The organism is Streptomyces sp. PA03-5A (genome assembly GCF_033792725.1).
Lineage (GTDB): Bacteria > Actinomycetota > Actinomycetes > Streptomycetales > Streptomycetaceae > Actinacidiphila.
On sequence record NZ_JARAVL010000030.1, the window covers coordinates 87,303 to 110,654 of the forward strand.

A 23,352-nucleotide genomic window follows, 5' to 3' on the forward strand; every position below is an offset into this window, starting at 1 on the left:
CACCTGGCTGGAGGCCGGTGGGCCGCCCCGGCGGCTCCTCAAGCGGCCCGGGGACCGCGGCCCGCACCGCCTTGAGGTGCAGCTGTTCAGCTATTCATTGCCGGCGGCAGGATCCCCGTCACCGAGCCCCACCCACCAGCTTCCGCTGTCCTTCACCAGGAGCAGTTCCTGCCGCTGCCCCGTCTTGTCATAGGTCAGGACGATGTCGTTGAAGTACGGGACCGTTCCTTCGACGACCACGGCCTCGACATGGCCCTCGGCTCCGTCGGAGTACTCACGCACGAACGTCGCGGCGTCCTCCTGGGGGTGCTCGTACGCCGGACCGGACAGCTTCGCCAGCCCCTCGACGTCTCCCGTCTTGAGCCGCTGTACGTACACCTTGATGAGGGTTTCCACCTCGTCGGAAGTCTCCGCCACATCCGGGTAGTCCGATTCCTCGGCCCGGACCGTCACATCGACTCCCGGCGAATCGGCGAGCGCGTAGGGCGTCCGGAAGAACGCCGCCCAGAGACCGAACGCAATGCCGGCGACGGCCACCAGGGACACCGCCCCGGCCACCGGAACGGTGCGGCGCAGTCCGAGCTTGTGTCTGATGCTCAGGTCGGCCGCACCGGCATGCGGAAGTTCCACGCCTCTTGGACGCACGGTTCCCCCCATTGCGATGTTTCTCCGTGTCTTATGGAGACGGTCGTGGTGATCTTCACATGAAATTGGTCTGTCCGCGACAAGAATCGCGCAGTCCACCAGCGCGCCCGGCGCACCGTCAGGACGCAATGGGCCAGGGACGTTTACGTCCATTCATCTTCTCTTCCAAGCCGCGTGACCTGCGGCGAGAGTAGTTCCTGCCACCGGGCGTCGCACCCGAGACATCCTTCACAGCTGCACCTGCAGGGCAGCTGTTTGGGCCGGGGATGTGCCTTCGCCCGCTCGAACTACCCACCGCAGGAGAAATCATGAAGCTGGGCCATGCCGTCCGTCGTACCACCGCCGCCGTGGTCGCCGTCAGCGCGATGTCCCTCGGCTTGGTCGCGACCACCGCCGGAGCCGCGCACGCCGTCGCGTCGTGCACGGGTGACGTGTCGATGTACGGCACGCTGTCCGACGGCCGGCTGACGTACACGCAGATCGAGCCGAACACCGGCGACCGCGTCAAGACGCTCATCGGCCCGAACCTCGGCTTCACCCCCAAGGCGATGGCGTCCCTCAACTTCAACACGGTGCTGGTCACTTCGACCGCCGGCGACCTGTACCGGGTCGACGTGCAGACGAACAACACGTCCCTCACGCTCGCGGGCGTCGTCAAGATCTGGGACGGCGGCTGGACCTTCGACAAGTTGGTCTACGACGGCGCGGGTCACCTCTACGGGACGGTCGACGGCCAGCTCCACCAGTACTTGGTGTCGCAGGCCAAGCCCGCAGGGTCCGCCCACATAGGCCAGCACGTCGTGATCGACACCGGCTTCGTCCTCAAGACGCTCGCCGCCGCGGGCGACGACCGCATCATCGCCTCGACCGCGGACGGCCGACTGCTCAGCTACAAGATCAACGGCGTGAACGACTGGGACAGCTCGGTCCTGAAGCCGAGCGGCTGGTCGGCGGTGGACTCGCTCTCCTCGCCGGGCGGCGGCCTCTACTACGGCCGTACCAACGGCGGCATGTACTGGTACCACGACTCGGACCCGACCGACGGTGACGGCAGCGACATCGCGTACCACTCCGACGACCCGGTGGACGCGTCCGGCTGGACCCAGAGCCTGCTGTCGGCCTACGCGAACAACTGCGCCTACGTGGCGCCGGCCCCGCCCAAGTCCGTGCAGGGCGGCACCATCTACCGCAACGAGGTCATCGCCCGGGCCAAGGACTGGTACAACCGCAACATCCAGTACAGCCAGAGCGCCTACGCCACCGACGTCGACGGCGACCACTCCTACCGCACCGACTGCTCCGGCTTCGTCTCCATGACCTGGCACCTCACCACCTCGCTCACGACCGAGACCCTCCCCAGCGTGAGCACGCAGATCAACAAGGCCGACCTCAGGCCCGGTGACGCGCTGAACGACTACTCCGACCACGCCGTCCTCTTCGCGGGCTGGAAGAACCAGGACGCGGGCACCTTCTACTACTACGCCGAGGGCAGCACGGCCACGGACATGAACTACTCGACCGCGAACGTCTACAGCGGCGACATCGGCGGCCACCCGGCCTCGTCGTACGTCGCCCTGCGCTACAAGAAGATCGCCTGACGCCCCACCCGACGCCTCGAAGGCCCCGCCGGTCCCCGCGGGGCCTTCGAGGCGTCCTCGACCCGGAGCTCCGAGCGCTTCAAGCGCCTGCGTGCGAAGGGGCGGCAGGCCTACACTCGGAAGATGACCTTGGAATGGGAACAGGTAATCGTTCACTCGGTGAATCCGGTGGCCTTGGGGCAGTGGTGGGCCGAGGCTCTCGGCTGGGTCGTGGTCCACTCCTCCGACGACGAGTTCGAGATCCGGCCGGAGCCGGATCGCATGCCAGGGTTGGACTTCGTCCGGATCAACGAGCTCAAGCAGGGCAAGAGCCGCCTGCATCTCGACTTCAGGCCCGATGACCAGGACGCCGAGGTGGCCCGTCTCGAGGCCCATGGCGCCAAGCGCGTCGACATCGGCCAGGGTGACCAGTCGTGGGTCGTCATGGCGGACCCAGAAGGCAACGAGTTCTGCATCCTCGGCAACCGACGTCAGTGAGAACCCCCGCGCCTGAGACCGATCCACTCGGGCGGACCGCGGCGGCCGACGCCCACCAGCGATAAAGGGCGGCGCCCCTTCGCTTCGAAGGGGCGCCGCCCTTTGCATGTCCGGCGGCGTCAGTACGAGGTGTTCGCCCGCAGGAAGGTCAGGCGGTGTCGGGTGGTCGCGGGGCGGCCTACTGCCAGCCTGCGTCCGCCGGGGTGACCTGCCAGCCGGCGTCGGCGACGAGGACGGAAGAGGACGGAACCGCGTCGGCCGTGGACGGACGCGTGACCACCGGGGCGGCGAGAGCCGCAGCGACGACGAGAGAGCAGACCGCGGCGACCTTGGCGATTCGGTTGCGAAGCATGCCTGTTTCCGTTCCTTCCGGAGGAGAGATGCGATGTCCGGCCCGTCCTCGCGTCCCGCGGTGACGCTCGGCCCGGCCGGTGACCAATAGGTTCGTCGCAGCTCAAGCCTGTGGAAAGGCTTCAGGGATGGACGGAAAGGGCCTTGGACTGATGCGTCCACACGGGCCGGTTCAGTCCACCGTCTCGGGCAGGAAGGCCAGCGGCATCAGCGGCACCCCGGCGCCGGTCAGCAGCGCCGTGGCCAACTGCGGTACGTCGCACAGCAGTCGGCGGCAGACCCGAAGGGCCCGCTCCTCCGCCTCATCGAGCCCGCCGGCCAGCAGATACAAGCCGAGTGTGAGTTCGGAGGGAGAGGTCGGGTGCACGGCGACGTGCTCGACGCGGTCACGGGGGACGATCGCCGATCGCACCAACGCCTTGACGTTCTGCGGCAGCTCCTCGTCGGAGGGGAGTGCCAGATGTGCATGGACCAGGTACATGCGCTCCAGAGTCTCAACCGAAATCGTGGTCAAGTCCTTTTGCACATTGGACCGTTGGGGCCCTGGCCGGTTCCGTCCTGCCTCCGTGACGATCCCCCGCCGCTCTGCGAAGATCGCCGTCGAACAGGGGATGCCGTACGCAGGAAAACCAGGGGGAACCAGATGCTGACCGCTCTCGGACTCGATTCCGTCGCGGAGACGGTGTACCGCGCCATGCTCAGAGACCCGAACGCCGGTGTCGCGGCCCTCGCCCACGCCGTGGGGCTCTCCGCGGAAGAGGTGGGCGAAGCCCTCGACGCACTGAGCGAGCTGGCCTTGGTACGCCCGGCCGCCGGGGACGCGGGCCGCCTCCGGGCCGTCTCACCGGACGTCGGCATGGAGGTCCTGATGGGCCGCCAGCAGGCCCAACTGGCCGCCCAGCAGCAGCGCCTCGAAGCCTCGCGGGCCGCCGCGGCCCAGCTCATCTCCGAGTACGCCGAGCTCCGTCCCGCCACCAGCCATCCCGGGGTGGAGCATCTGGTGGGCCTCGACCGGATACGCGACCGGCTGACCGTGCTCACCCGCGAGGTACGCGAGGAATTCCTGACCTTCGCCCCTGGCGGTCCGCAGACCGCGGAGAACATGGCCGCTTCACGGCCGCTCAACGAGGACCTGCTCGACCGCGGGGTGCGCATGCGCACCATCTACCTCGACAGCGTCCGCACCCACCGGCCCACCGTCGAGCACGCCACGTGGCTGGCCGGGCTGGGCGGCCTGATCCGCACGACCCCGTCCCTGCCGACCCGGATGATCATCATGGACCGGCTGACCGCCATGATCCCGGTCAGCAGCGACGACACCGCCGCGGGCGCCGTCCTGCTGACCGGCCAGGGCACGCTCACCGCGCTGTGCGCGCTCTTCGAGACCACCTGGGATGCCGCCCAGCCGCTCGGCGAGATCGTGCCGACCGACCCGCACGGGCTCACCGGCCAGCAGGCGACCACCCTCCGGCTCCTGGCCGAGGGCCACACCGACGAGGCGATCGCCAAGCGGCTCGGGGTGTCGCACCGCACGGCCCGGCGGATCGCCTCCGAGCTGATGGACCGCCTCGACGCACGCAGCCGTTTCGAGGCCGGCGTGCGCGCCGTACAGCGGGGCTGGCTGCCGGCCCGGTTCTGAGGTCCGGGCCGCAGGCACCGGCCTGGTGGGCCTTTGCGGCGCGTCGGCCGCAAGACCACGTCGGACGGCGCGGGGTGTGGCTACGCTTGTCGAGTTGTCCGCGGCCACCACCGCGGGCACGGCCCGAGGGCCCCGATGGCGACACGGGGCCCTTCTCCATGTCCGGGCGGCCCCGGCCAGGGGGCATCGTGAATCACAGGCCGGAGCCGCTGCCGAGGGGGCGATCGCGGCCGGCGGAACCGCGCCGGGAGCCCGCCCGGCCTTGTGCACCATCACCACACGCAACCGGGCGGGCGGCTCCGTAGGGTCGCCTAGCCTCCCACGCGCTACCGAAACCTCGGGAGACGAAGCCCTTACGACGCATCGGCTCGATCAGCGCGGACGACGTCGCTCGCCTCAGGGTGCGCACAAGGCCTGGGTTACGTTCCACCCCCGGCGGGCCTGACCCCGGGTGGCGCCGACGCCGGCGGCGGTGTCGGTGTCAGTGTCGGTGTCGGTGCCCGCACGTACGTCCGCTCGACCAGTCCCCCGCTGCGGCGCGGTCATCGGTCAGGTGGATCGACGCGGCGTACAGCCGGTCGAGAAACGGCACGGCGTCGCGATCGAACCCGGCGACGACGTCGGACGGGTGCGCCGCGTCGGTGCCGTCAAGGGCGCGGGGACAGCGGGCAGCCGCGGGAGGCCTGGTGCCGGAGGGGACCTGGCGGGGATGTGTCGCACAGCCGCTGATCACCTTTCTGAAGACCCGCCCCGGCTCAGGTGGCCGGGGTCCGGAACATCCAGGGCACCATCCGCGCCGAAGGCCGGGACCCCCCGGACCACACGGGGACGCGCCTCGGCGGCGGGGTGACGGAACGGTCTTCGTTCTCGTCTTTCGGTGGCAGCCGCGTTCAGCCGAAAGTCGTAGCGGCGCCCCAAGGGGTCCGACTTCCGCCCGAAGCGGACGGCCACCGTCGCTTCATAACCTTCCTGGCATGAGCTCCGGCTCGTGCACCGCATCCGCGGGCGGCCCCGCCCGGGCTGCAGGGCCGGGCCGAGCGCCCGGACCGGCGGGAGCTCACACCTCACCCACCTGCGGTGATGCCCTGAGCCTTCCCGGTCGCAGGGCACCGGCCTGACTGTGACACCTCCGAAGGGCACCCCATGCACCGCGTTCCACCGATCGGTTCCGCCGTCCGTACCGCCGACCCACTCCGTACGCTGCCCGGTCACCGGGCCGGGCCGGAGCTGCGGGTGGACCTGACGGCGGTCGCCGCGAACACCCGGGTCTTCGCGGCGCGCGCCGCCCGCGTGATGGCCGTGGTCAAGGCCGGCGGCTTTGGACACGGCGCGGCGGAGGCCGCTTCCGCCGCCCTGGGCGCGGGGGCGACCTCGCTCGGCGTGACGTCCGTCGAGGAGGCGCTGCACCTCAGGCGCGCGGGATTGCGGGTGCCGATCCTGAGCTGGCTCAATCCGGTCGACGCCGCTTTCGAGGAGGCACTGCGGGCGGGTGTCTCACTGGCCGTTCCCGGGCACGAGCACCTGGCCGCCGTGGCCCGTGCCGCGTCCCGGACGGGCCGGACCGCCGAGGTCCACCTCCAGTTGGACACCGGGATGGCCCGCGAGGGTGCCGACCCCGGGGAATGGGCCGACCTGTGCCGTCGGGCCCGGAACGCGGAGCGTGCGGGCCTGGTCCGGGTGGTCGGCCTCATGAGTCACCTGGGCTGCGCGGACACCCCGGGCGACCCGTGCACCGACCAGGCCCTCGAGCTGTTCCGGGCGGCGACGGTCACCGCGGCCGAGGCCGGCCTGCGGCCGGCCCTCAGGCACGTGGCCGCCACCTCGGCGACCCTCACCGACCCGCGGACCCGGTTCGACCTGAGCCGTGTCGGCGCCGGGCTCTTCGGCATCGATCCGACGCGGACGACCCCGCTGCGGCCCGCGCTCACGCTGACCGCCCCCGTGGTCTCCGTCCGCACGGTCACCGCCGGGACCCGGGCCGGCTACGGGCACACATGGAGCGCCCGCCGCGGCACCCACCTGGCACTGGTGGCCGTCGGATACGCCGACGGGCTTCCCCGCGCCGCGTCCGGCCGGGCCGAAGTGCTCCTCGCCGGGCGCCGCCGCCCCGTCGTGGGCCGGATCTCCATGGACCAGATCATCGTCGACACCGGCGAGCGCCCGGTCGCCCCCGGCGACGTCGCCACCGTCTTCGGCGCCGGTGACCATGGCGAACCCACCCTCCGGGAGTGGGCCCGCTGGTCCGGCACCATCGAGCACGAGATCGTGACCGGCCTGGGCGCGCGACTGCGCCGCACGGTGCAGCAGCCGGCGGTGGCCGCATGATCCCCATGTCCGAGGCCCGGCGCGTCCGGGTCGCCGTGATCGGCGGCGGGCGGAGCGACGAGCACGAGGTGTCCCTGGCCTCCGCCGCATCCGTCGGCGCGGCACTCGATCCCACCGCCTACGACGTGCTGTCGCTCACCATCGGGCGGGACGGGGTGTGGCGGGACGCCGCCGGGCACCCGCTGGCGGGCACGCCCGCGGCGAGCCTGTCCGCGGCCCTGACCCTGCTCGCCGGCTGCGACGTGGTGTTCCCCGCGATGCACGGCCCGCAGGGCGAGGACGGCACGCTCGCCGCCCTGCTCGACCTCGCGGATCTGCCGTACGTCGGCGCCGGTGTGCGCGGCGGCGCCCTGGCCATGGACAAGTGGGCGACCAAGCTGGTGGCCGAAGCCGTCGGCATCGCCGTCGCCCCGGGCTTCCTGGTCACCGCCGCCAACGCCGACCAGGTGCGCTTCCACGGCCCGGTCGTCGTCAAGCCCGTCGCCGCGGGGTCCAGTCACGGAGTGGCCCTCGTCACCGAGGCGGCAGAGCTCGCCCCGGCCGTCGCCGCGGCGCTCCGGATCGACGACCGGGTCCTGGTCGAGGACCTCGTGAGCGGACGCGAGGTCGACCTCGCCGTGCTGCAGCGCGCGGACGGGCGCCTGACGGTCGGGCCGCCGCTGGAGATCCTGCTGGACGACGGCCGCCTCTTCGACACGGAGCAGAAGTACGACGGCGGAGCCCGGTTCCGCATACCCGCCGCCCTGTCCGCTGCCGAGCTGGACCGGCTCACCGAGGCGTCCCTCGACCTGTTCACCGCGCTGGGGTGCCGCGGAGTGGCCCGCTGCGACTTCTTCCTCACCCCCGACGGTCCCGTGCTGAACGAGGTCAACACGATGCCCGGCATGACCGCCCAGTCCCAGGTCCCCAAGATGTTCACGCACCAGGGCCTGGGCTACCCCGCACTCCTCGACGAACTGGTCCGGGGGGCGCTCGCCGCACCGGACCCGTCCTCCCCGGCGCAGGTGCGGCCGTGACCGGGCAGCACCGCCTCACCACCGACCAGGGTCCCGGCGCCGCCGCGATCCACCACGAGAGCAACGGAGGGCACCACCGCATGCACCACCTGCTGCGCACCGCCAGGGTCTACGCCCAGACCGTCTTCGACGTCGTCGTCCTGGGCACGGGAACGGACGACATCCACACGAAGCCGGAGCGCACAGCGCCTCCGCCCCCGGCGCCGGACGCGGCCACACCGATGGTGCGCGCGGATGGATCCGGGGCTTCCGGGGCGTATCGGTGACACTGGAGGCGACACCCGGAGCGGTTTCCGCTCGGCAGGCGAGCGGAAGTGGAGACGACGAGAACGTGGGCACCACAGCGGACGGCGTCTTCGAACGGGCGGTGCGGGGCATCGGGTGGCTGGCGGCCACCGGGGCCCTGCTGGTCCTCGGCATCCTGGACGTGAGCCTGAACCAGGCCCATCCGTTCACCGTCCTCCTGGCGATCGTGGTCGCCCTGGTGACGCCACGGCTGACCGCCGTCCCCCTGGGCAACGGCGCGCTGTGGCTGGGAGCCCTCGTGCTGCTGGCGACGCTCGCCACTCCGCCGGCCGACTACAGCACCGTGCCGTTCGGGTTCACCGCCGCCGCCGTGACCGTCCTGGTCATCGGGGTGACCGCATGGCGGGCCGAGCCCATGCGCGCCTCCTTCGCGGTCATGCTCCTGCTGGCGGGGCTGGTGCTCGAACCCCTGAAGTCCCACCAGCGCATCGCCCTGGCCCTGGCCCTGGCCCTGGCGCTCGGCGGCGTGATCGCCGCCGCCACGGGCCTGTCCGTACGGATGCTCCAGACCAACCGCCAGCGCCAGGTGACCGCCGCCCAGCTGGCCCAGCGGACGGGCATCGCGTCGGACCTCCACGACTACGTCGCCCATCACGTGACCGGCATGGTCGTGCTCGCCCAGGCCGCCCAGACCGTGGCGGCGAGCAAGCCGCAGGCCGTGCTTCCCGCCCTGGAACGCATCGAGGCGGCCGGCGACGAGGCCATGACCGCCATCCGCCGCATGGTCACCCTGCTGCGCGAGCCCGACGCCCAGGCCCGCCTGTCACCACCGGGCACGATCGCCGACATCGCCTCCCTCGCGGGACACTTCACCTCCGAGACCGGTCCTGACGTGAGGCTGCGCATCGAGGGCGACTTCGACGACATCGCCATCGACGTCCAGTCGGCGGTCCACCGGGTGGTCATGGAGGCCCTCACCAACGTGCGCAAGCACGCGGACGCGGTCCGCACCCTCGACATCCACGTGCGCCGCCAGGACCGGCCCGACGCGGTGACCGTCGAGGTCACCAACGACGGCCGCAGCCGTGGCGGCCACCACCCCGACGGCGGCTACGGCCTGGCCGGCCTGCACGAGCGCGCCGCGGCACTCGGCGGTTCCCTGAACGCCGGCCCCCGGCTCCCGGAGGGCTGGAGCGTGCAGGCCCGGATCCCCGCCGGGGGCGCACGATGACCATCCGTGTCCTGCTGGCGGACGACCAGGCCATGGTCCGCACCGGGTTCTCCCTCATCCTCGGCGCGGAGGACGACATCGAGGTCGTGGGAGAGGCGAAGGACGGCGTCCAGGCCCTGGAGATGTCCCGCACGCTCAACCCCGACGTCGTCCTGATGGACATCCGCATGCCGCGCATGGACGGCCTCCAGGCGCTCCGGGAACTCAACCGCCCCGGAGCCGGCGACGCCCCCAGGATCGTGGTCGTCACCACCTTCGACGACGACGAGTACGTCTACCAGGCACTGGACAACGGAGCCTCCGGATTCCTCCTCAAGGACTCCGGCCCGGCGCTCCTGACCGAGGCGGTGCGCGCGGCGTACTCCGGGGAAGCCCTGGTCAGCCCCGCGATCACGATCCGGCTGCTGCGCGGCATCAAGCCACCCCGACCCGCCGCGCCGGAAGCCTCCGACCTGTCCTCCCGCGAGACGGACGTCGTCCGGCTGGTGGCCGAGGGCAAGACCAACGCGGAGATCGCGGCCGAACTCTTCGTGTCGCTGGGAACGGTCAAGACCCACCTGGGCAACGTCCAGACGAAGCTCTCCGCCCGCAACCGCGTCGAGATCGCCCTGTGGGCCTGGCGCACGGGCCTCGCCGGCGGGTAGGGCCGGACCGGCGGCTCGTCACCCGCTGTGCTGCGCCGAGGACGGCCATTCCCCGCCGGCGAATTGCCGCCCCCAGTAGTAGGGGTTGCCCTCCGACAGGGTCCGCGCCTCCCGGGCGGTCGGATCGTCCTCCTTGGGTACCGCAACCTCCACGCCGGTCCCCAGAGGGCGAGTCGCTCCTGGCAGATGCCGCACGGAGGAAGGATCAGGACCCGGTCCTGCTCCGGGTCCCTGCAGACGCAGACGGACGCGACGACCACCCGGTCCTGCGTGAAGGCCTGTAGGAAGGCACCGGTCTCCTGGCAGGAGGGCCACTGAACCGTGCAGGTCGTCCAGTCCGACGCTGGTCAGGATCCCGCCATCGGCCAGCCGCACGGCGGCCGCGCCACCCGGTTCGCCCGGCGGCCAGCGCCGGTTCATGAGGTCGACGGCAGCGTCCACCAGTGCTTGACCGAGGCGCACGGGCCGGAGTCCGGCACATCCGGCAACCGCATCAGCACAACGGTGCCGGCCCGCACCGCACCCCGGCCCACACCGGCGTCAGACCGCCGACAAGGCCTGTGTCGGGGGCAGGCGCGAGGCGCGCAGGGCGGGGTAGACGCCGGCGGCGGCGCCCACGGCGATCGCGCCGGCCATGCCGGTGGCGAGGGCGAGGGGCGGCAGGACGGGCGGCCAGGACTGGGAGATCGCGTATGCGGCCGTGCCGGCCGCTCCGAGCAGGGTGCCGCTGAGCCCGCCGAGCACGGACAGCATGACGGACTCCGTCAGGAACTGCCCCCGGATCTGGCGGCGGTTCGCCCCGAGGGCGCGGCGCAGACCGATCTCGCGGCGTCGTTCCAGGACGGAGACGAACATGGTGTTGGCCACGCCGATGCCGCCGACCAGGAGGGCGACACCCGCGAGACCCAGGAAGAGGGCGGAGAAGGCGTGCTCGGTGGCGCGTTTGGCGGCCAGGGCGTCCGAGGGCCGGCTGACCTGGACCAGTCCGGGCAGCTCGGGGTTGACGGAGTCGGGCAGGACCGCGCGTACCGCCTCGATCCGTGACTCGCGTGCCTTCACGTAGACCACCGTGGGATGCCCGTCGAAGGCCAGGACGTCGCGCGCGGCGTCCCAGCCGACCAGGACGGAACTCTCCAGGTCGGGGGTGAGCGGCATCGGCTCGAGGATGCCGATCACCGTGAACCGGTGCTCGCCGATCGTCACCAGTGGCTCCCGTCCCGGGAGGACCCGGTCGATCCCGAGCCGCGACGCGGCGCGCGTGCCGAGGACGGCTGTCGGGAAGCGCTCGGTGGCCCGGCCGAGGAAGTGGCCCGCGCGTACGGTGCCGCCGACGGTGGACAGCAGGTTGGTCCTGGCGGCGAGAACGGTGATCCCGATGGAGTCGTTGGGGTCGGACAGGTCGGAACGCCGCACGGTCGCGTGGGTGTTGGCGACGGCGGTGGCGCTGGTCACCGGGCCGATACGGGCCGCCATCGCGTCCGCCGCCTCCGGCAGCCGGGCCTTCTGCTCGGCGTCGGGCTGGGGCTGGGCGCGCAGCATGTTGGTGCCGAGCGCGGACAGTTCCTCCATGAGCGCCCGCTGGCTGGACGCGGGGATGCCGGTGACGACGACGAGCGTGGCGATGCCGATCGCGATGCCCAGGGCGGACAGCGCGGCGCGGGTCCTGCGGGTGCGCAGGCCCAGCAGTCCCAGCCGCAGGACGTCGAGGGGGGACAGCCGGATCGGTCGGTTCATGCCGGGCTCCCGGCGGTCGTGCGGGTGGCGGTGTCCGAGGCGACGCGGCCGTCGCGCATCTCGATGCGGCGCGGCATGCGAGCGGCGATGTCCCGGTCGTGGGTGATGACGGCGATGGTGGTGCCTTCCTGGTTCAGTCGCGTGAGCAGGTCGAGGACGGCCTGGCCGTTGGCGCTGTCCAGGGCTCCGGTCGGTTCGTCCGCGAGGACGAGGGCGGGTTCGTTGACCAGTGCGCGGGCGATGGCGACCCGTTGGCGTTCGCCGCCTGACAGTTGCTGGGGCAGGTGGCGGGTGCGGTGCGCCAGGCCGACCCGGGCAAGCGCCTCCTCGGCGCGGGGGCGACGCAGCCGGGACGGCACGCCGGCGTAGAGCAGGCCGGTGGCGACGTTCTCGGTCGCGTCGAGGCCGTCGGTGAGGTGGAAGTGCTGGAAGACGAAGCCCAGCAGCCCTGCGCGCAGCGCGGACAGCCGCCGGTCGGACAGGCCGGCGGCGGCGTGGCCGGCGATCTCGACCGTGCCGCTCGTCGGCTGGTCGAGGGTGCCCATGATGTGCAGCAGCGTGGACTTCCCGGAGCCGGAGGGGCCCACGATGGCCAGGAGTTCCCCCTCCTCGACGGTGAGGGTGACCCCGTCCAGGGCCGTGACGTCGCCCGGGTAGGTCTTGGTCACCTCGCGCACGACGAGGGCGAGGGCGGGTCGCCCGGAGTTCATGAGGAGGTCACCACCGTCATGCCCTCGCCGACCCCCGTGCCGCGCACCTCGACCAGGCCGTCGGCGAACACGCCTGTCTCCACGGCGACCAGGGAGGAGTCGGGCCGCTGCAGGGCGTAGCCGCCTTCGCTGAGCGCGAGGAGCGCGGTGACGGGGACGGCCAGGACGCCCTTGCGGTCGGTCGCGGTGAAGCGGACCTGGACGGAGGCGGAGTCCAGGTCCTTCACGTCCGTTGCCCGCTGTGGCGTGATGGTGACGGCGACCGTGGGCGGGCCGGTCTGGGCCGTCTGCTCCTCGCCGGAGCCGCCCTGGACGGCACGGGCGACGCTGGTGATCCTGCCGGGGACCTCGCGGCTGTCGGGCAGCGTGATCGTCACGCTCTGCCCGGTCCGGAGTGCGCCGACCTCGGTCGCGTCCACGCTGACCGCCACCGACTTCGCGGTGGTGGTGTACGTCAGCAGTTCCCCGGCGACCGGGTCACCGAGGGCGGCGGTGACGGTGTTGACGCGCGCCCTGCCCGGAAGGACCAGCGCTTGGCCGGGCTTCAGGGTGCCGGTAGCCGTCTGCCCGGTGTCGTGCTGCCAGCGTCGGAGGGCGGCGCTGAGCGCGGGGGTGAACTCGGAGCCGCCGGTCGTGAGACGGGAGGGGCGGCGGTCGGCGGTGTACCCGATGTCGTAGCCGAGGGCCCGAAGGTTGTCCGCCAGCACCGTGACGTCATGGCCGCGCAGACCGGGCTCGTCCAGTGCGCGGAAGAACGGGGTGTCGCCGAAGAAGACGGTGACGGGCCGGTCGTCCACCCAGTACAGGGGCTTGCCGCGCGCGGCTGTCGCGCCCGGAGAGGGCAGTTTGGTGATCACTCCGGTGCCGTTGCCCTTGAGCGTCCGGAGCGGGCCGTAGCCGAGGGTGCCGGGCAGGGTCCGGTCGGTGGAGAGGTCGGTCCTGACGACCTTGACGGTGTGGAGCGGGATCGGGTGTTCCGGCGCGGTCTGCGGGCTGCCGTGCCGCGCGCTCCAGGCCGCGGTGGCCCCTCCCGCGCCACCGGCGGTCAGGAGGACGGCCAGGGCCACGGTGAGCCGGCGCCGTCGCCGTCTGGGGAGGCGGTGGTCAGCGGTCCTTGCCACCGAAGGCCTCCATCGTGCAGCTCTTGTCGACCTTGGTCTGCTCGGTGTCGCTCATCGTGGTCTGGCCGTCGTAGGTCCAGCCGGAGTTGTCGGGCAGCGCGACGACCTTGAGTCCGTGGGAGTTCAGGCACGTGACGTAGGCGCGGTAGTCGTCGTCGTAGTGCGGGTTCCTGTCGCGGTCCAGTTCGGGGGGCTGCAGGGGGAGTTTCCCGGCACAGGTCTTCTGCGCGGCCCGGGCGGTGGGGCTGTTGTCGTGCTGGTCGATGGAGTAGGGGCCACGGGACAGGATCATCTTGTGCCCGTGGTCCTTCAGGCAGGTGGCGTACGCGTTCCAGTAGCGGTCGCGCTCGGCGTCGGAGCTGTCCAGGCGCAGTTGCGGACGGCCTTCCTCGGCGCTTCGTGAGGGCGCGGCACCGGACGCCGTGGCGGACGGCGAGCCCGTCGCCAGGGAGGCGACGTCGCGCTTCCCGGACTCGGCGTCGGTGTGCCCGGCGGACCCGCCGCACCCCGCGAGGAGGGTGGCGCACGCGAGCGCGGCGGCCGCGCCGAGGCAGCGGTGAGGGAGACGTGAGTGGGTCATGCCGCCGGATCGTGGCCGACGGATGTCAGCATCCTGTCAGGAAGTGTTCGTGATCTTGTGGCCCCGGCGCGGACGCCGCCCGGGGCGCCCGAATGCGCCACTTGGCCTACTTATACTCCCGGTCATGAGCGCCCACATATTGGTTGCCGAGGACGACGAGAAACAGGCGGAGCTGCTGCGGCTCTATCTCGAGCACGAAGGGCACTCCGTGACCGTCGTCCACGACGGGCGCGCCGCTCTGGAGGAACTGCGCCGCAATCCCCCGCAGCTCCTCGTGCTGGACGTGATGATGCCGAGGGTCGACGGGCTGGACGTCTGCCGCATCCTGCGCCGCGAGTCCGACCTGCCGGTCCTGATGGTGACCGCCCGCTGCACCGAGGACGACCTGCTGCTCGGCCTCGACCTGGGCGCCGACGACTACATGGCCAAGCCGTACAGTCCGCGGGAGCTCACCGCCCGGGTGCGCACCCTGCTGCGCCGTGCCCGCCCCGCCGCGCCCCGCGTCCCCGGACCGGAACCCGAACCCGAACGCGATCCGGTGCTGACCGTCGCCGGCCTGAGCATCGACCCGTCCCGGCACCAGGTCACCTGCGACGGCGCCCCCGTGGACTGCACGCCCGGGGAGTTCCGGCTGCTGGAGACGCTCGCCGCCCAGCCGGGCCGGGTCTTCACCCGGGAGCAGATCCTCGGGCACCTGCACGGCACCGGGCGCTACTTCACCGTGCGGACGGTCGACACGCACGTCATGAACCTGCGCCGGAAGATCGAATCCGATCCCGCCCGGCCTGTGCGCCTGCTGACCGTCTACGGTGTCGGCTACGTCCTGTCCGACAGCGCGTGAACGCCCGCTTCCACCGCAGCCTGGTCGTGCGGCTGCTCGCGCTGTCGGTGCTGATCTCCGTGTGCTCGATCGCGGCCACCGCCTGGCTCGCGGTCCGCACGACCGCCCGGGCGATCCGGCAGGAGCAGGGCCAGGCCATCTCGGACGACTCGCGGATCTACGAGGCCCTCGTCGCCAGGGCCGCCACGCACGGCGACTGGCAGGGTGTGCAGGCGCTGGTGGACGGCCTCGCCCGGGAGACGGGACACCGTGTCGTCCTCACCACCCAGGACCGCCGGCCGATCGCCGACTCCGACTCCGACTCCGGCCCGAGGGCCCCGTTGCCCGACCGGGCGTCGGCGACCGTGGACGCGCTGTCCGTCGACGCCGGCATCTCGGGCTCCCCTGGCCGCGACCGCATCGACTCCCGCGCCGTCGGCCCGTTCCGCCTGACACCGGCGGAGCGCACGGAACTGACCGCCCTCGCGCAACGCCGCGTCAACTGCCTCGACCAGATCCCGGGCATTCGCGCCACCATCGCCACGGCCCCCAACGGACGACCCCGCGTGGACGCGCCGGGCTACAGCGGAAGCAGGTGCGCCAACGACGCCCTGGACCGCCCCACCCGCACCGAGGCCCGTGCGCTCGCCCAGCTCGACACCCTGGTCGGCACCTGTCTGAGCCGCCGCGGCAGCGGTCCGGTACGGCTCGCGCCGGACCTGACCTGGACGGGCACGGGAAGCCGTACCCCCGTGGACGATCAGCTGGTCCCCTCGTGCCTGGACAGCGCCCGCCGCGAGCAGCTCGCCTCGTACGTCGCCCCGGCCGCCCTCTTGTTCATCGGCTCCCCGGACCAGGCCGCCGCCGTCTCGCCGTTCGACCTGTCCGCACCCAACCGCCTCCGCATGGCCGCGGTCGTCGGCAGCGTGCTCCTGCTCACCGTCGCCGTCACCGTCGGCCTGGGCCTCCGGTTGGTCAGGCCGCTGCGGGCCCTCACGGCGGCCGCCCACCGCATGAAGGCGGGTGACCTCGCCGCTCGCGTCCAGGTGACCGGCAAGGACGAGATCGGCCGGCTCGCCGAGGTGTTCAACGAGATGTCCCGGCACCGCGCCGACCTGGAACGGCTGCGCACCGAGATGGTCGGTGACATCGCCCATGAGCTCCGCACTCCGCTGAGCAACATCCGCGGCTGGCTCGAAGCCGCCGACGACGGCGTCGTCCCGGCCGACCGCGCCCTCGTCGGCTCGCTCCTCGAGGAGGCGCTGCTGCTCCAGCACGTCGTGGACGACCTCCGGGACCTCGCCGCCGCCGACGCCGGAGCGTTGCGGCTCCAGAAGGTGCCGTGCGACGTGGCCGAACTCCTCCAGCAGGTCGTCACCGCCCACCGCGGACGCGCCGACCACGCCGGCGTCGTCCTCTGGGCCGAGGACGGAGGCGGCCTCGGCACCGTCGACGCCGACCCGGTCCGCCTCCGTCAGGCTGTGGCGAACCTCGTCTCCAACGCGGTCCGCCACACCCCGTCGGGCGGCACGGTCACGATCCGGGCGCACCGGGAGGACGACACGGTCGTCATCGCCGTGGCCGACACCGGCGGCGGAATCCGGCCCGAGGACCTGCCCCGGGTCTTCGACCGCTTCTGGCGTGCCGAGAAGTCCCGCAACCGCGGTACGGGCGGCAGCGGTCTCGGTCTTGCCATCGTGCGCAACCTCGCGCACGCGCACGGGGGTTCCGTCACCGCCGAGAGCACCTACGGCGAGGGCTCGCTGTTCACGCTGCGTCTGCCGGCCGGGGGTGGGCGTCGGCGTTAGGCGTCCGTACGGGCCGTTCCCCCTCCGGACCGGGCGGAGCCGAACGGCGCCTTCACGTGCCGTTCGCCGCCAACGCCTCGACACCCGCGCGCAGGAAGGTCATGGCCGCGACGACGTCGTCACGTGTCGGCGTGGGGCCGAGGGACGAGCACAGCGCCGCCGCCGCGGCGGCCGTCATGCGGGCGTCCCTCTCGTCGGGAGGCGTGTCCATGTCCTCGACCAGGCGACCTCCCCCGGTCTCGACGATCTCGGCCATGCGTGCCTTGTGGGGGCCCAGGAGCTGCGGGTTGAGCGCGAGCATGCGCTCGGTGAGTGCGCTCAGCTCCTGCGGGCGGTCCAGTTCGCCGTACAGCCAGTGCTCGACGGCGTCGATGATGCTCCAGCCCGGGGGAACAACGTCTTCTCGTCGCCGGACCTCGGGGCGTGGCTCGGCAGGCCGTTCTGGGAGTTGCCGCTCGCCCCGTGGGATCAAGTGCTGGACATCGGCACACGGTCGCACTACGTGGCGAGCGTCCGTGCGGCACCGCTGTTGTTCACGGCGGGCCGGGGGCTGATCGTCAACATCTCGTCGGCAGGCGCACGCCAGTACTCCCACACCACCGCGTACGGCGTGGGCAAGGCCGCGCTCGACAGGATGACGGCGGACATGGCCGTGGAACTGCGCTCGCGGGAGGTGTCCGTGGTGTCGGTGTGGCCCGGCCTGGTCCGGACCGAGTTGGTCGACGCCGCCGCGCGCGCGACCGGCCACGGCCGCAGCGAGATCGAGCTCCCGGGCGAGGGCAGGTTCGACGTGGGCGCGGCGGAGTCGCCGCGTTTCGTCGGGCGGGGCGTGGTGGCGCTGGCAGGCGATCCCGCGGTACGGGACCGCTCGGGATCCGCGGTGTCGACGAGCGACCTCGCACTCCACTACGGCTTCACCGACGTGGACGGCTCCATGCCGTCCGCCGTGCAGTAATCCGTGCCACTCCGGCCCGGTCGGGTCGTGGCGTCAAGGTTCTATACAGCACCGCGCTTCACCTGATCGGATGGTGGAGCCGTTACGCGGAATGCCCCGTGCACTGTCGTGGCGGCGCTTCGCCGAGTGTGCGCAAGCGGAAAGTCAGTGGGGAAGGTTCGTCGTGTCCGGCATCGTCAAAGAGAACACCGCCGCAGTCGTACCGTTTCGGCACGATCCACGCGAATCTCGACGCTGACGGTTTCGGCGACCGAATTGACCCTTGGCGGCCGGTCACATGCCGGTCGGCCGCCAGGAGTTGCAGGGGTTGACGCCTCTCCGGCCACGGCAGGGTCGGCTCAGCCGACGCCCGCTCATCCCGCCCTCCCCAGGGGCCGGAGATCGTCGTGCCACCTGCACGGCAGAGGGCCCGCAACACCACTGCGGCGTTGCGGGCCCCTGATGGCGCACGCGCGACGTGCCGCAGCTGCGGTCGAGGGCGGCCACGGGTGCGAGCCCGCTCCCCCGTGCGCCGCGGCACCTTCGCACAAGCCCCCCGACGTCCGGCGTCCATGTCGTGCCCGCCGGACGTCGGGGACCAAGAAATGTCATCTGAGTGCCTCGTGGCAGGAATTACCGGCGGGGATGGACAAATGACGCCCGCGTGCTCTCGGCGAACTGACGGCATGAAAGGCCCAACCGGTCTGCCCCTCAAAAGGATTCACGCCATGTTCACAACTTCCGGGAATTCCGCCGGCAGCACTGTCTTCTTTGATTCCGTCCGCCGCGCTCTGCTAGCGTCACCAACCGTCCTCAGGTCGATTGCGAGCGAACGCCGGACGCGGTTCGGCGCCGACAGACGGCAGGCACACCTCCGTAGGGAGTCCGGAGTGCCTCGCAGAACGGCTCATGCCGTGTCAGTCAGCTCGCCCACAGGGCGACATGACCGTCTCAGACACACTCGGGAATAATTGATGACGACAGAGAGAACGACTCGCCGGCGGCATGCCGAACGGCGTCGGCCCGTGCTGCTCGCGGCCGCGGCACTGGCGGTGGCCGGTGCGGTGGCGGTGCCGGTGGTGGCACAGGCGACAGGCGAGAACTCCCCCTCCACCTCCACGCGGCAGGCCGACTTCACGGCCGCGGCCGCGGAGTTCGACGTACCGGAGCAGGTGCTGCTCGCGGTGGCGTACCAGGAGTCGGCGTGGGACGCGCATGCCGGGCAGCACAGCACGGATGGCGGCTACGGGCCGATGCATCTCACGGATGTCACGCCGTCGATGCTCTCCGCCGGTGACGCCGGCATGGCCGGCCGGGCGGACGTGGCCGAACTGGCCGCGGACCCGGCGCTGCACACGCTCCAGGCCGCGGCGAAGCTCACCGGCCTGTCCGTGAAGGACCTGCGCGAGAACGCGACGGCCAACATCCGTGGCGGGGCCGCCCTGCTGGCGTCGTACCAGGAGGCGACCGGCGGGAAGGCTTCGACGGATCCGGACGACTGGTACGGCGCGGTGGCCCGCTACAGCCAGTCCACGCAACGGCAGGGCGCCCGGGCGTTCGCCGACCGGGTCTACGCCACGCTGAAGAAGGGCGCAAAGCGCACCACGGCCGACGGTCAGCGGGTGGCACTGGCGGCCGGGCCGGGAGTGACCCCGGCCACCGGCCAGCTGGACCGCCTGCGCCTGACCTCGGCGGCGACGACGGACACCGAGTGCCCCACCACCGTGGACTGCACCTTCGTGCCGGCCGCCCCGTCCAACGGCCAGGTGTCCGACCGCCCGGCCAACGGGATCCGGATCGACTCGATCGTCATCCACGACACCGAGTCCTCGTACGAGTCGGCGATCGCCACGTTCCAGACGGCGGGCGGGAGTTCCGCGCACTACGTGATGCGGTCCGCCGACGGTGCGGTCACGCAGATGGTCCCCACGAAGGACCTGGCGTTCCACGCGGGCAACTACTCCACCAACATGCACTCCATCGGCATCGAGCACGAGGGCTACGCCGCGCACGGGGCGACCTGGTACACCGAGGCCCAGTACGAGGCCACGGCGGAACTGGTGACCTACCTGGCCGAGCGCTTCGACATCCCGCTCGACCGGCAGCACGTCATCGGTCACGACAACGTTGTCGGCCCGACGTCGGCGACCGTGTCGGGCATGCACTGGGACCCGGGACCGTCCTGGGACTGGGAGCACTTCATGGCCCTGGTCGGCGCCCCGCTGACCGGCAGGCACGGTGTCGGCCAGGTCGGCAGCGTCGTCACCATCGCCCCCGGCTTCGCCGGCAACCGGCAGACCGTCCAGATCTGCCCGTCCGACGACCCGACCGGCGCCACGCCTGCCTGCACGGACGTCGAGCAGCCCGCCAACTTCGTCTACCTGCACACCGCGCCGGACGACACCGCGCCGCTCTTCGGCGAGCAGTCCATCCACCCCGGCGCCGCCGGGACGAACCGGATCAACGACTGGGGCAGCACCGCCCAGGCCGGCCAGCAGTTCGTGGTCGCCGGCAAGCAGGGCGCCTGGACCGCGATCTGGTTCAGCGGCAGCAAGGTCTGGTTCCACAACCCGAAGGGCCGGAACACCGTCCCCGCCCACGGCGTGACCGTCGTCAAGAGCGGCAGGACCTCCGACAGCCCGCCGGTGAAGGTCTACGGCTCCAGCTACCCGGACGCCGCGGAGTACCCGGCCGGGTACGGCGCCTCCACCCAGGCCCCGCTGAGCATGTACAGCATCCCGTCCGGCCAGGCGTACGTCGCCACCGCGCCGCCCGCCCTGACCGACGACTACTTCAAGGCCGACGGCAAGGTCGTCTTCGGCGCCAAGAAGATGTTCACCATCCAGTACAACCACCGCACCGCGCTGGTCTACGAGGGCGACGTCACCGCCAAGCGCCCGGTCAACCCTCCCAGCCACGGCTGACGCACGGCACGGCACCGCATCCGTGGTGGTGTCCGGGGCATCCGCGCCGCGGACACCACCACGCGAGCTCGTCGCGCGGCCCGTCCAGGCCGTCGCCGTACGGGCGTCCGTCAGGCGAGGGCGAGGAACTCGAGCTGGAGGTTGTCGGGGTCGCGGAACACGACGGTGGAGTAGGCGAACGGCTCGGTCTCGTCCCTGATGGGTGTGTGCGCGATGCCCAGCTCGTCGAGCCAGGTCATCCAGGACTCGAGGTCGGTGCGGGAGCCGACCTGGAACGAGATGTGGTCAAGACCGGTCCGGGATTCGAGGAAGCCCTCGTGCTGGTTCCCCGTGTTCTTGTGCAACCCGATCACCAGGCCGGAATCCGGGGTGACCAGCAGCACCCCGTACCCCGTCGATTCCCGGTAGAGGTGGTTGAACCTGTAGTCGACGCGTTCGGCGCTGAACAGCCGCTGGTACCAGTCCAGGCTGTCCTCCAGGTTGGACACGGTGAAGGAGAGGTGGCGGACCCCGGTGATCCTGGGGCCGGCGATGACCTGGGCCATGGCATACCTCCGGTAGCGAGTGCTGGGCCCCTCCGTCGCGGCGTCCGCGACGGGCACGAGCCGGCGCCGCCCGAGAACGGGACGCGAAAGAGCCGATGTTCCCTATGGATCGATTGTCGGCGGGCGCCGCTTGGGGGTGCAAATCGTGTGGGATTCGGCATGGACGGCCTGCGGCAGCACACAAGGCCCTCTGGAAATGCGTGCCACGCCATGGAAGATCCGTGCCACGGACGTACCGGATCCATTCCGCGGGGCGCGTGGCGAGTTGTTGAATTCCGAACCAGTAGTACACTCGAACACGCACGCATCGGTTGGCAAGGCATCGATCGCTCGGCACCTCCGGTGGAGGATCGCGAAGCGATCGTGAGAGGGTGCAGGTGGAATACGAGCGATCGGCAGGCTTGGCGACCGCCATGCCGAGTCCCGACAGCACCATCGCCTACCGCGCCGGAATGCGCCTCACCGCCGAACAGGCGGAATCCTCCGAGCGGCATTTCCGCCACCGGGAACACAACCCTTTCGGAGAGCACGGTCCGTTCTCACACCTCACACGCCTCGCCGTCCCGCACTCCGCCGCTTCTCGCGGATTTCGCTTCGACGCACGTGGCCAGCTCATCGACGGATTGCTGTCCGCCCAGGTCTACGTCGATTCCCTGACAGGGGTTTCCGGGAAGAACCTGCCCCAGGATCCGATCGTCGCCGACGTGGTGACCTCGGGCTGGATCGAGTTCCTGGCGGGCAAGAAGACGTACTACGTCAAACCAGGACAGATCTGCATCCGCGACACGAAGTCCTCCTGGCGGTTCTCCTGTTCGTCGGCCACGAATGTGCACGTCATCTCCATCCCGCGTCACCTGGTGCTCCCGCACGTCGGATCGGGGAAACAGCTGGGCCAGGCTTACGTCGCCGACACCTCGGCGCCCGAGGTGCGGTTCCTCCTCAACTACCTCGAGGCGGTGCGGAGCAGCAGCCGGGAACTGGAGACGTCGGACACAGCACGGCGCATGGCGCGTGACGCCTGCGCGACCCTGTTCTCGGGCATCTTCTCGGAACGTCCCGGTTCGGCGCTCGACGACCACCCCGGGGCCATCGTGGCGGCCGCCAGGAACGTCATCGAAAGGCATCTCGAAAGCGGAGACCTGTCTCCGGCGATGGTCGCCCGGCACGTGGGAGTGTCCCTTCGGACACTGCACCGGAGCTTCTCGGCCGCGGACGACTCCGTGATGGCCTGCGTCCGCAGGCGGCGTCTGCAGAAGGCCCACGACGAACTCGTGGACCCGGACACCACGGCCGGGATCGCCGAGATCGCGGCACGCTGGCGCTTCTCGGACACCAGTCACTTCATCAGGAACTTCAAGTCGGGCTACGGGGCCACTCCCGCCGCGTACGTGCGGGACCGCCGAGCCGCCGGCGGTGGCGACGATCCGGGCCGCGGCATCCTGTAGGCCCCGGGCCCTGTCATCGTTCGAAGGTGCCGTACATGGTCGCCCGCGCGATCGCGTGCGTGAACAGCTGGAACTCCATGAGGGCGGGTGCCGTCGTCTCGGACACGTCCAGCTTCTCCACGTCGACGGCGTGCACCACGAGGAAGTAGCGGTCCGGGCCGTTGCCCGGAGGTGTCGCCGGACCGAGGTACCTCCGGTAGCCGGCGTCGTTGGGCAGCGTCACCGCGCCGCCCGGCAGCGCGCTTCCGTCTCCCGCCCCGGCCGGCAGGTCGGTCACGGAGGCGGGGAGGTTGGCCACGGCCCAGTGCCAGAAGCCCGAGGCGGTGGGCACGTCGGGGTCGAACATCGCGACCGTGAAACTACGGGTCCCCTCGGGGAAGCCGGACCAGCTCAGCTGCGGTGAGACGTCCGATCCGCCCGCCCCCAGGATGCCGCTCACGTGCTCGCGCGCCAGTTGCCCGCCGTCGGCCAGGGACTGCGAGGTCACCGAGAAGCCCGGGATCGGCGGCATGAAGTCGTAGGGGGCATAGGGCTTGATCATGACGGTCCCTCGCTTTCT

General features: G+C 71.4%; 24 protein-coding genes. 13 read left to right on the forward strand and 11 right to left on the reverse strand.

All coding sequences use genetic code 11. The features are described 5' to 3' along the window. Positions 1 to 90: 90 nt before the first annotated feature. Positions 91 to 657 carry a hypothetical protein gene (locus PV410_RS31675; RefSeq protein ID WP_500329185.1) on the reverse strand — a complete coding sequence of 189 codons (567 nt, stop codon included), beginning with the start codon at positions 655 to 657 and terminating at the stop codon, positions 91 to 93. Positions 658 to 953: 296 nt separating this feature from the next. Here PV410_RS31675 and PV410_RS31680 point away from each other — a divergent pair, with 296 nt between their 5' ends. Then, positions 954 to 2,243, forward strand: coding sequence for a tachylectin-related carbohydrate-binding protein (locus PV410_RS31680; protein ID WP_500329186.1), 1,290 nt, complete (start codon positions 954 to 956; stop codon positions 2,241 to 2,243). Between the two features lie 123 nt (positions 2,244 to 2,366). Then, a complete protein-coding gene (locus PV410_RS31685) occupies positions 2,367 to 2,720 on the forward strand; it encodes a VOC family protein (protein WP_500329187.1) in 354 nt (117 codons plus the stop codon). Positions 2,721 to 2,898: 178 nt separating this feature from the next. Here PV410_RS31685 and PV410_RS31690 read toward each other — a convergent pair whose 3' ends face one another. Further along, entirely contained in the window at positions 2,899 to 3,072 is a 174-nt protein-coding gene (locus PV410_RS31690) for a hypothetical protein (protein WP_500329188.1), read from the reverse strand. A 171-nt stretch (positions 3,073 to 3,243) separates the two neighbouring features. Further along, positions 3,244 to 3,552 carry a hypothetical protein gene (locus PV410_RS31695; protein ID WP_500329189.1) on the reverse strand — a complete coding sequence of 103 codons (309 nt, stop codon included), beginning with the start codon at positions 3,550 to 3,552 and terminating at the stop codon, positions 3,244 to 3,246. Between the two features lie 162 nt (positions 3,553 to 3,714). Between PV410_RS31695 and PV410_RS31700 the strand changes: the two genes are divergently transcribed. From PV410_RS31700 to PV410_RS31725, 6 genes are all read left to right on the forward strand, one after another. Next, positions 3,715 to 4,710 carry a helix-turn-helix domain-containing protein gene (locus PV410_RS31700; protein ID WP_500329190.1) on the forward strand — a complete coding sequence of 332 codons (996 nt, stop codon included), beginning with the start codon at positions 3,715 to 3,717 and terminating at the stop codon, positions 4,708 to 4,710. A gap of 1,143 nt (positions 4,711 to 5,853) precedes the next feature. After that, positions 5,854 to 7,035, forward strand: a complete 1,182-nt coding sequence (alr, locus tag PV410_RS31705) for an alanine racemase (RefSeq protein ID WP_500329191.1) — start codon at positions 5,854 to 5,856, stop codon at positions 7,033 to 7,035. Beyond that, positions 7,032 to 8,051, forward strand: a complete 1,020-nt coding sequence (locus PV410_RS31710) for a D-alanine--D-alanine ligase family protein (RefSeq protein ID WP_500329192.1) — start codon at positions 7,032 to 7,034, stop codon at positions 8,049 to 8,051. Before alr ends, PV410_RS31710 begins: the two co-directional genes overlap by 4 nt. Continuing rightward, positions 8,048 to 8,317, forward strand: coding sequence for a hypothetical protein (locus tag PV410_RS31715; RefSeq protein ID WP_500329193.1), 270 nt, complete (start codon positions 8,048 to 8,050; stop codon positions 8,315 to 8,317). Before PV410_RS31710 ends, PV410_RS31715 begins: the two co-directional genes overlap by 4 nt. 65 nt (positions 8,318 to 8,382) lie before the next feature. After that, positions 8,383 to 9,528 (forward strand): sensor histidine kinase, encoded by a 1,146-nt coding sequence (locus PV410_RS31720; RefSeq protein WP_500329194.1) that lies wholly within the window; start codon positions 8,383 to 8,385, stop codon positions 9,526 to 9,528. After that, the gene (locus tag PV410_RS31725; RefSeq protein ID WP_500329195.1) at positions 9,525 to 10,172 is read left to right on the forward strand and encodes a response regulator; all 648 of its coding nucleotides are present in this window, start codon (positions 9,525 to 9,527) and stop codon (positions 10,170 to 10,172) included. Before PV410_RS31720 ends, PV410_RS31725 begins: the two co-directional genes overlap by 4 nt. An 18-nt stretch (positions 10,173 to 10,190) precedes the next feature. Here the strand turns inward: PV410_RS31725 and PV410_RS31730 are convergent, their stop codons facing one another. From PV410_RS31730 to PV410_RS31750, 5 genes are all read right to left on the reverse strand, one after another. After that, a complete protein-coding gene (locus tag PV410_RS31730; protein ID WP_500329196.1) occupies positions 10,191 to 10,325 on the reverse strand; it encodes a hypothetical protein in 135 nt (44 codons plus the stop codon). A 387-nt stretch (positions 10,326 to 10,712) separates the two neighbouring features. Then, positions 10,713 to 11,906 (reverse strand): ABC transporter permease, encoded by a 1,194-nt coding sequence (locus PV410_RS31735; protein ID WP_500329197.1) that lies wholly within the window; start codon positions 11,904 to 11,906, stop codon positions 10,713 to 10,715. After that, positions 11,903 to 12,616, reverse strand: a complete 714-nt coding sequence (locus PV410_RS31740; protein WP_500329198.1) for an ABC transporter ATP-binding protein — start codon at positions 12,614 to 12,616, stop codon at positions 11,903 to 11,905. Before PV410_RS31740 ends, PV410_RS31735 begins: the two co-directional genes overlap by 4 nt. Beyond that, a complete protein-coding gene (locus PV410_RS31745; RefSeq protein WP_500329199.1) occupies positions 12,613 to 13,737 on the reverse strand; it encodes an efflux RND transporter periplasmic adaptor subunit in 1,125 nt (374 codons plus the stop codon). The genes PV410_RS31740 and PV410_RS31745 overlap by 4 nt, the downstream gene beginning before the upstream one ends. Further along, the gene (locus tag PV410_RS31750) at positions 13,721 to 14,317 is read right to left on the reverse strand and encodes a hypothetical protein (protein ID WP_500329200.1); all 597 of its coding nucleotides are present in this window, start codon (positions 14,315 to 14,317) and stop codon (positions 13,721 to 13,723) included. Before PV410_RS31750 ends, PV410_RS31745 begins: the two co-directional genes overlap by 17 nt. Positions 14,318 to 14,441: 124 nt before the next feature. Here PV410_RS31750 and PV410_RS31755 point away from each other — a divergent pair, with 124 nt between their 5' ends. Both PV410_RS31755 and PV410_RS31760 read left to right on the forward strand, forming a co-directional pair. Next, on the forward strand, positions 14,442 to 15,158 hold the full coding sequence (locus PV410_RS31755) for a response regulator transcription factor (protein WP_500329201.1): 717 nt from the start codon (positions 14,442 to 14,444) through the stop codon (positions 15,156 to 15,158). Beyond that, complete coding sequence (locus PV410_RS31760) at positions 15,155 to 16,945, forward strand: sensor histidine kinase (protein ID WP_500329202.1); 1,791 nt, start codon at positions 15,155 to 15,157, stop codon at positions 16,943 to 16,945. The genes PV410_RS31755 and PV410_RS31760 overlap by 4 nt, the downstream gene beginning before the upstream one ends. Before the next feature lie 52 nt (positions 16,946 to 16,997). On the opposite strand, the gene PV410_RS31765 is transcribed toward PV410_RS31760, so the two are convergent. Then, on the reverse strand, positions 16,998 to 17,417 hold the full coding sequence (locus tag PV410_RS31765; RefSeq protein ID WP_500329203.1) for a hypothetical protein: 420 nt from the start codon (positions 17,415 to 17,417) through the stop codon (positions 16,998 to 17,000). Here PV410_RS31765 and PV410_RS31770 point away from each other — a divergent pair, their 5' ends adjacent. Together PV410_RS31770 and PV410_RS31775 are read left to right on the forward strand one after the other, a co-directional pair. Then, positions 17,418 to 17,900, forward strand: a complete 483-nt coding sequence (locus PV410_RS31770; protein ID WP_500329204.1) for an SDR family NAD(P)-dependent oxidoreductase — start codon at positions 17,418 to 17,420, stop codon at positions 17,898 to 17,900. A 953-nt stretch (positions 17,901 to 18,853) separates the two neighbouring features. After that, complete coding sequence (locus PV410_RS31775; RefSeq protein WP_500329205.1) at positions 18,854 to 20,803, forward strand: N-acetylmuramoyl-L-alanine amidase; 1,950 nt, start codon at positions 18,854 to 18,856, stop codon at positions 20,801 to 20,803. Between the two features lie 110 nt (positions 20,804 to 20,913). Here the strand turns inward: PV410_RS31775 and PV410_RS31780 are convergent, their stop codons facing one another. After that, positions 20,914 to 21,348 carry a VOC family protein gene (locus PV410_RS31780; protein ID WP_500329206.1) on the reverse strand — a complete coding sequence of 145 codons (435 nt, stop codon included), beginning with the start codon at positions 21,346 to 21,348 and terminating at the stop codon, positions 20,914 to 20,916. Between the two features lie 413 nt (positions 21,349 to 21,761). On the opposite strand from PV410_RS31780, the gene PV410_RS31785 reads away from it, so the two are divergent. After that, positions 21,762 to 22,793, forward strand: a complete 1,032-nt coding sequence (locus PV410_RS31785) for an AraC family transcriptional regulator (RefSeq protein WP_500329207.1) — start codon at positions 21,762 to 21,764, stop codon at positions 22,791 to 22,793. 13 nt (positions 22,794 to 22,806) lie between these two features. Here the strand turns inward: PV410_RS31785 and PV410_RS31790 are convergent, their stop codons facing one another. Beyond that, positions 22,807 to 23,334, reverse strand: coding sequence for a YbhB/YbcL family Raf kinase inhibitor-like protein (locus PV410_RS31790; protein WP_500329208.1), 528 nt, complete (start codon positions 23,332 to 23,334; stop codon positions 22,807 to 22,809). Between the last annotated feature and the right edge of the window lie 18 nt (positions 23,335 to 23,352).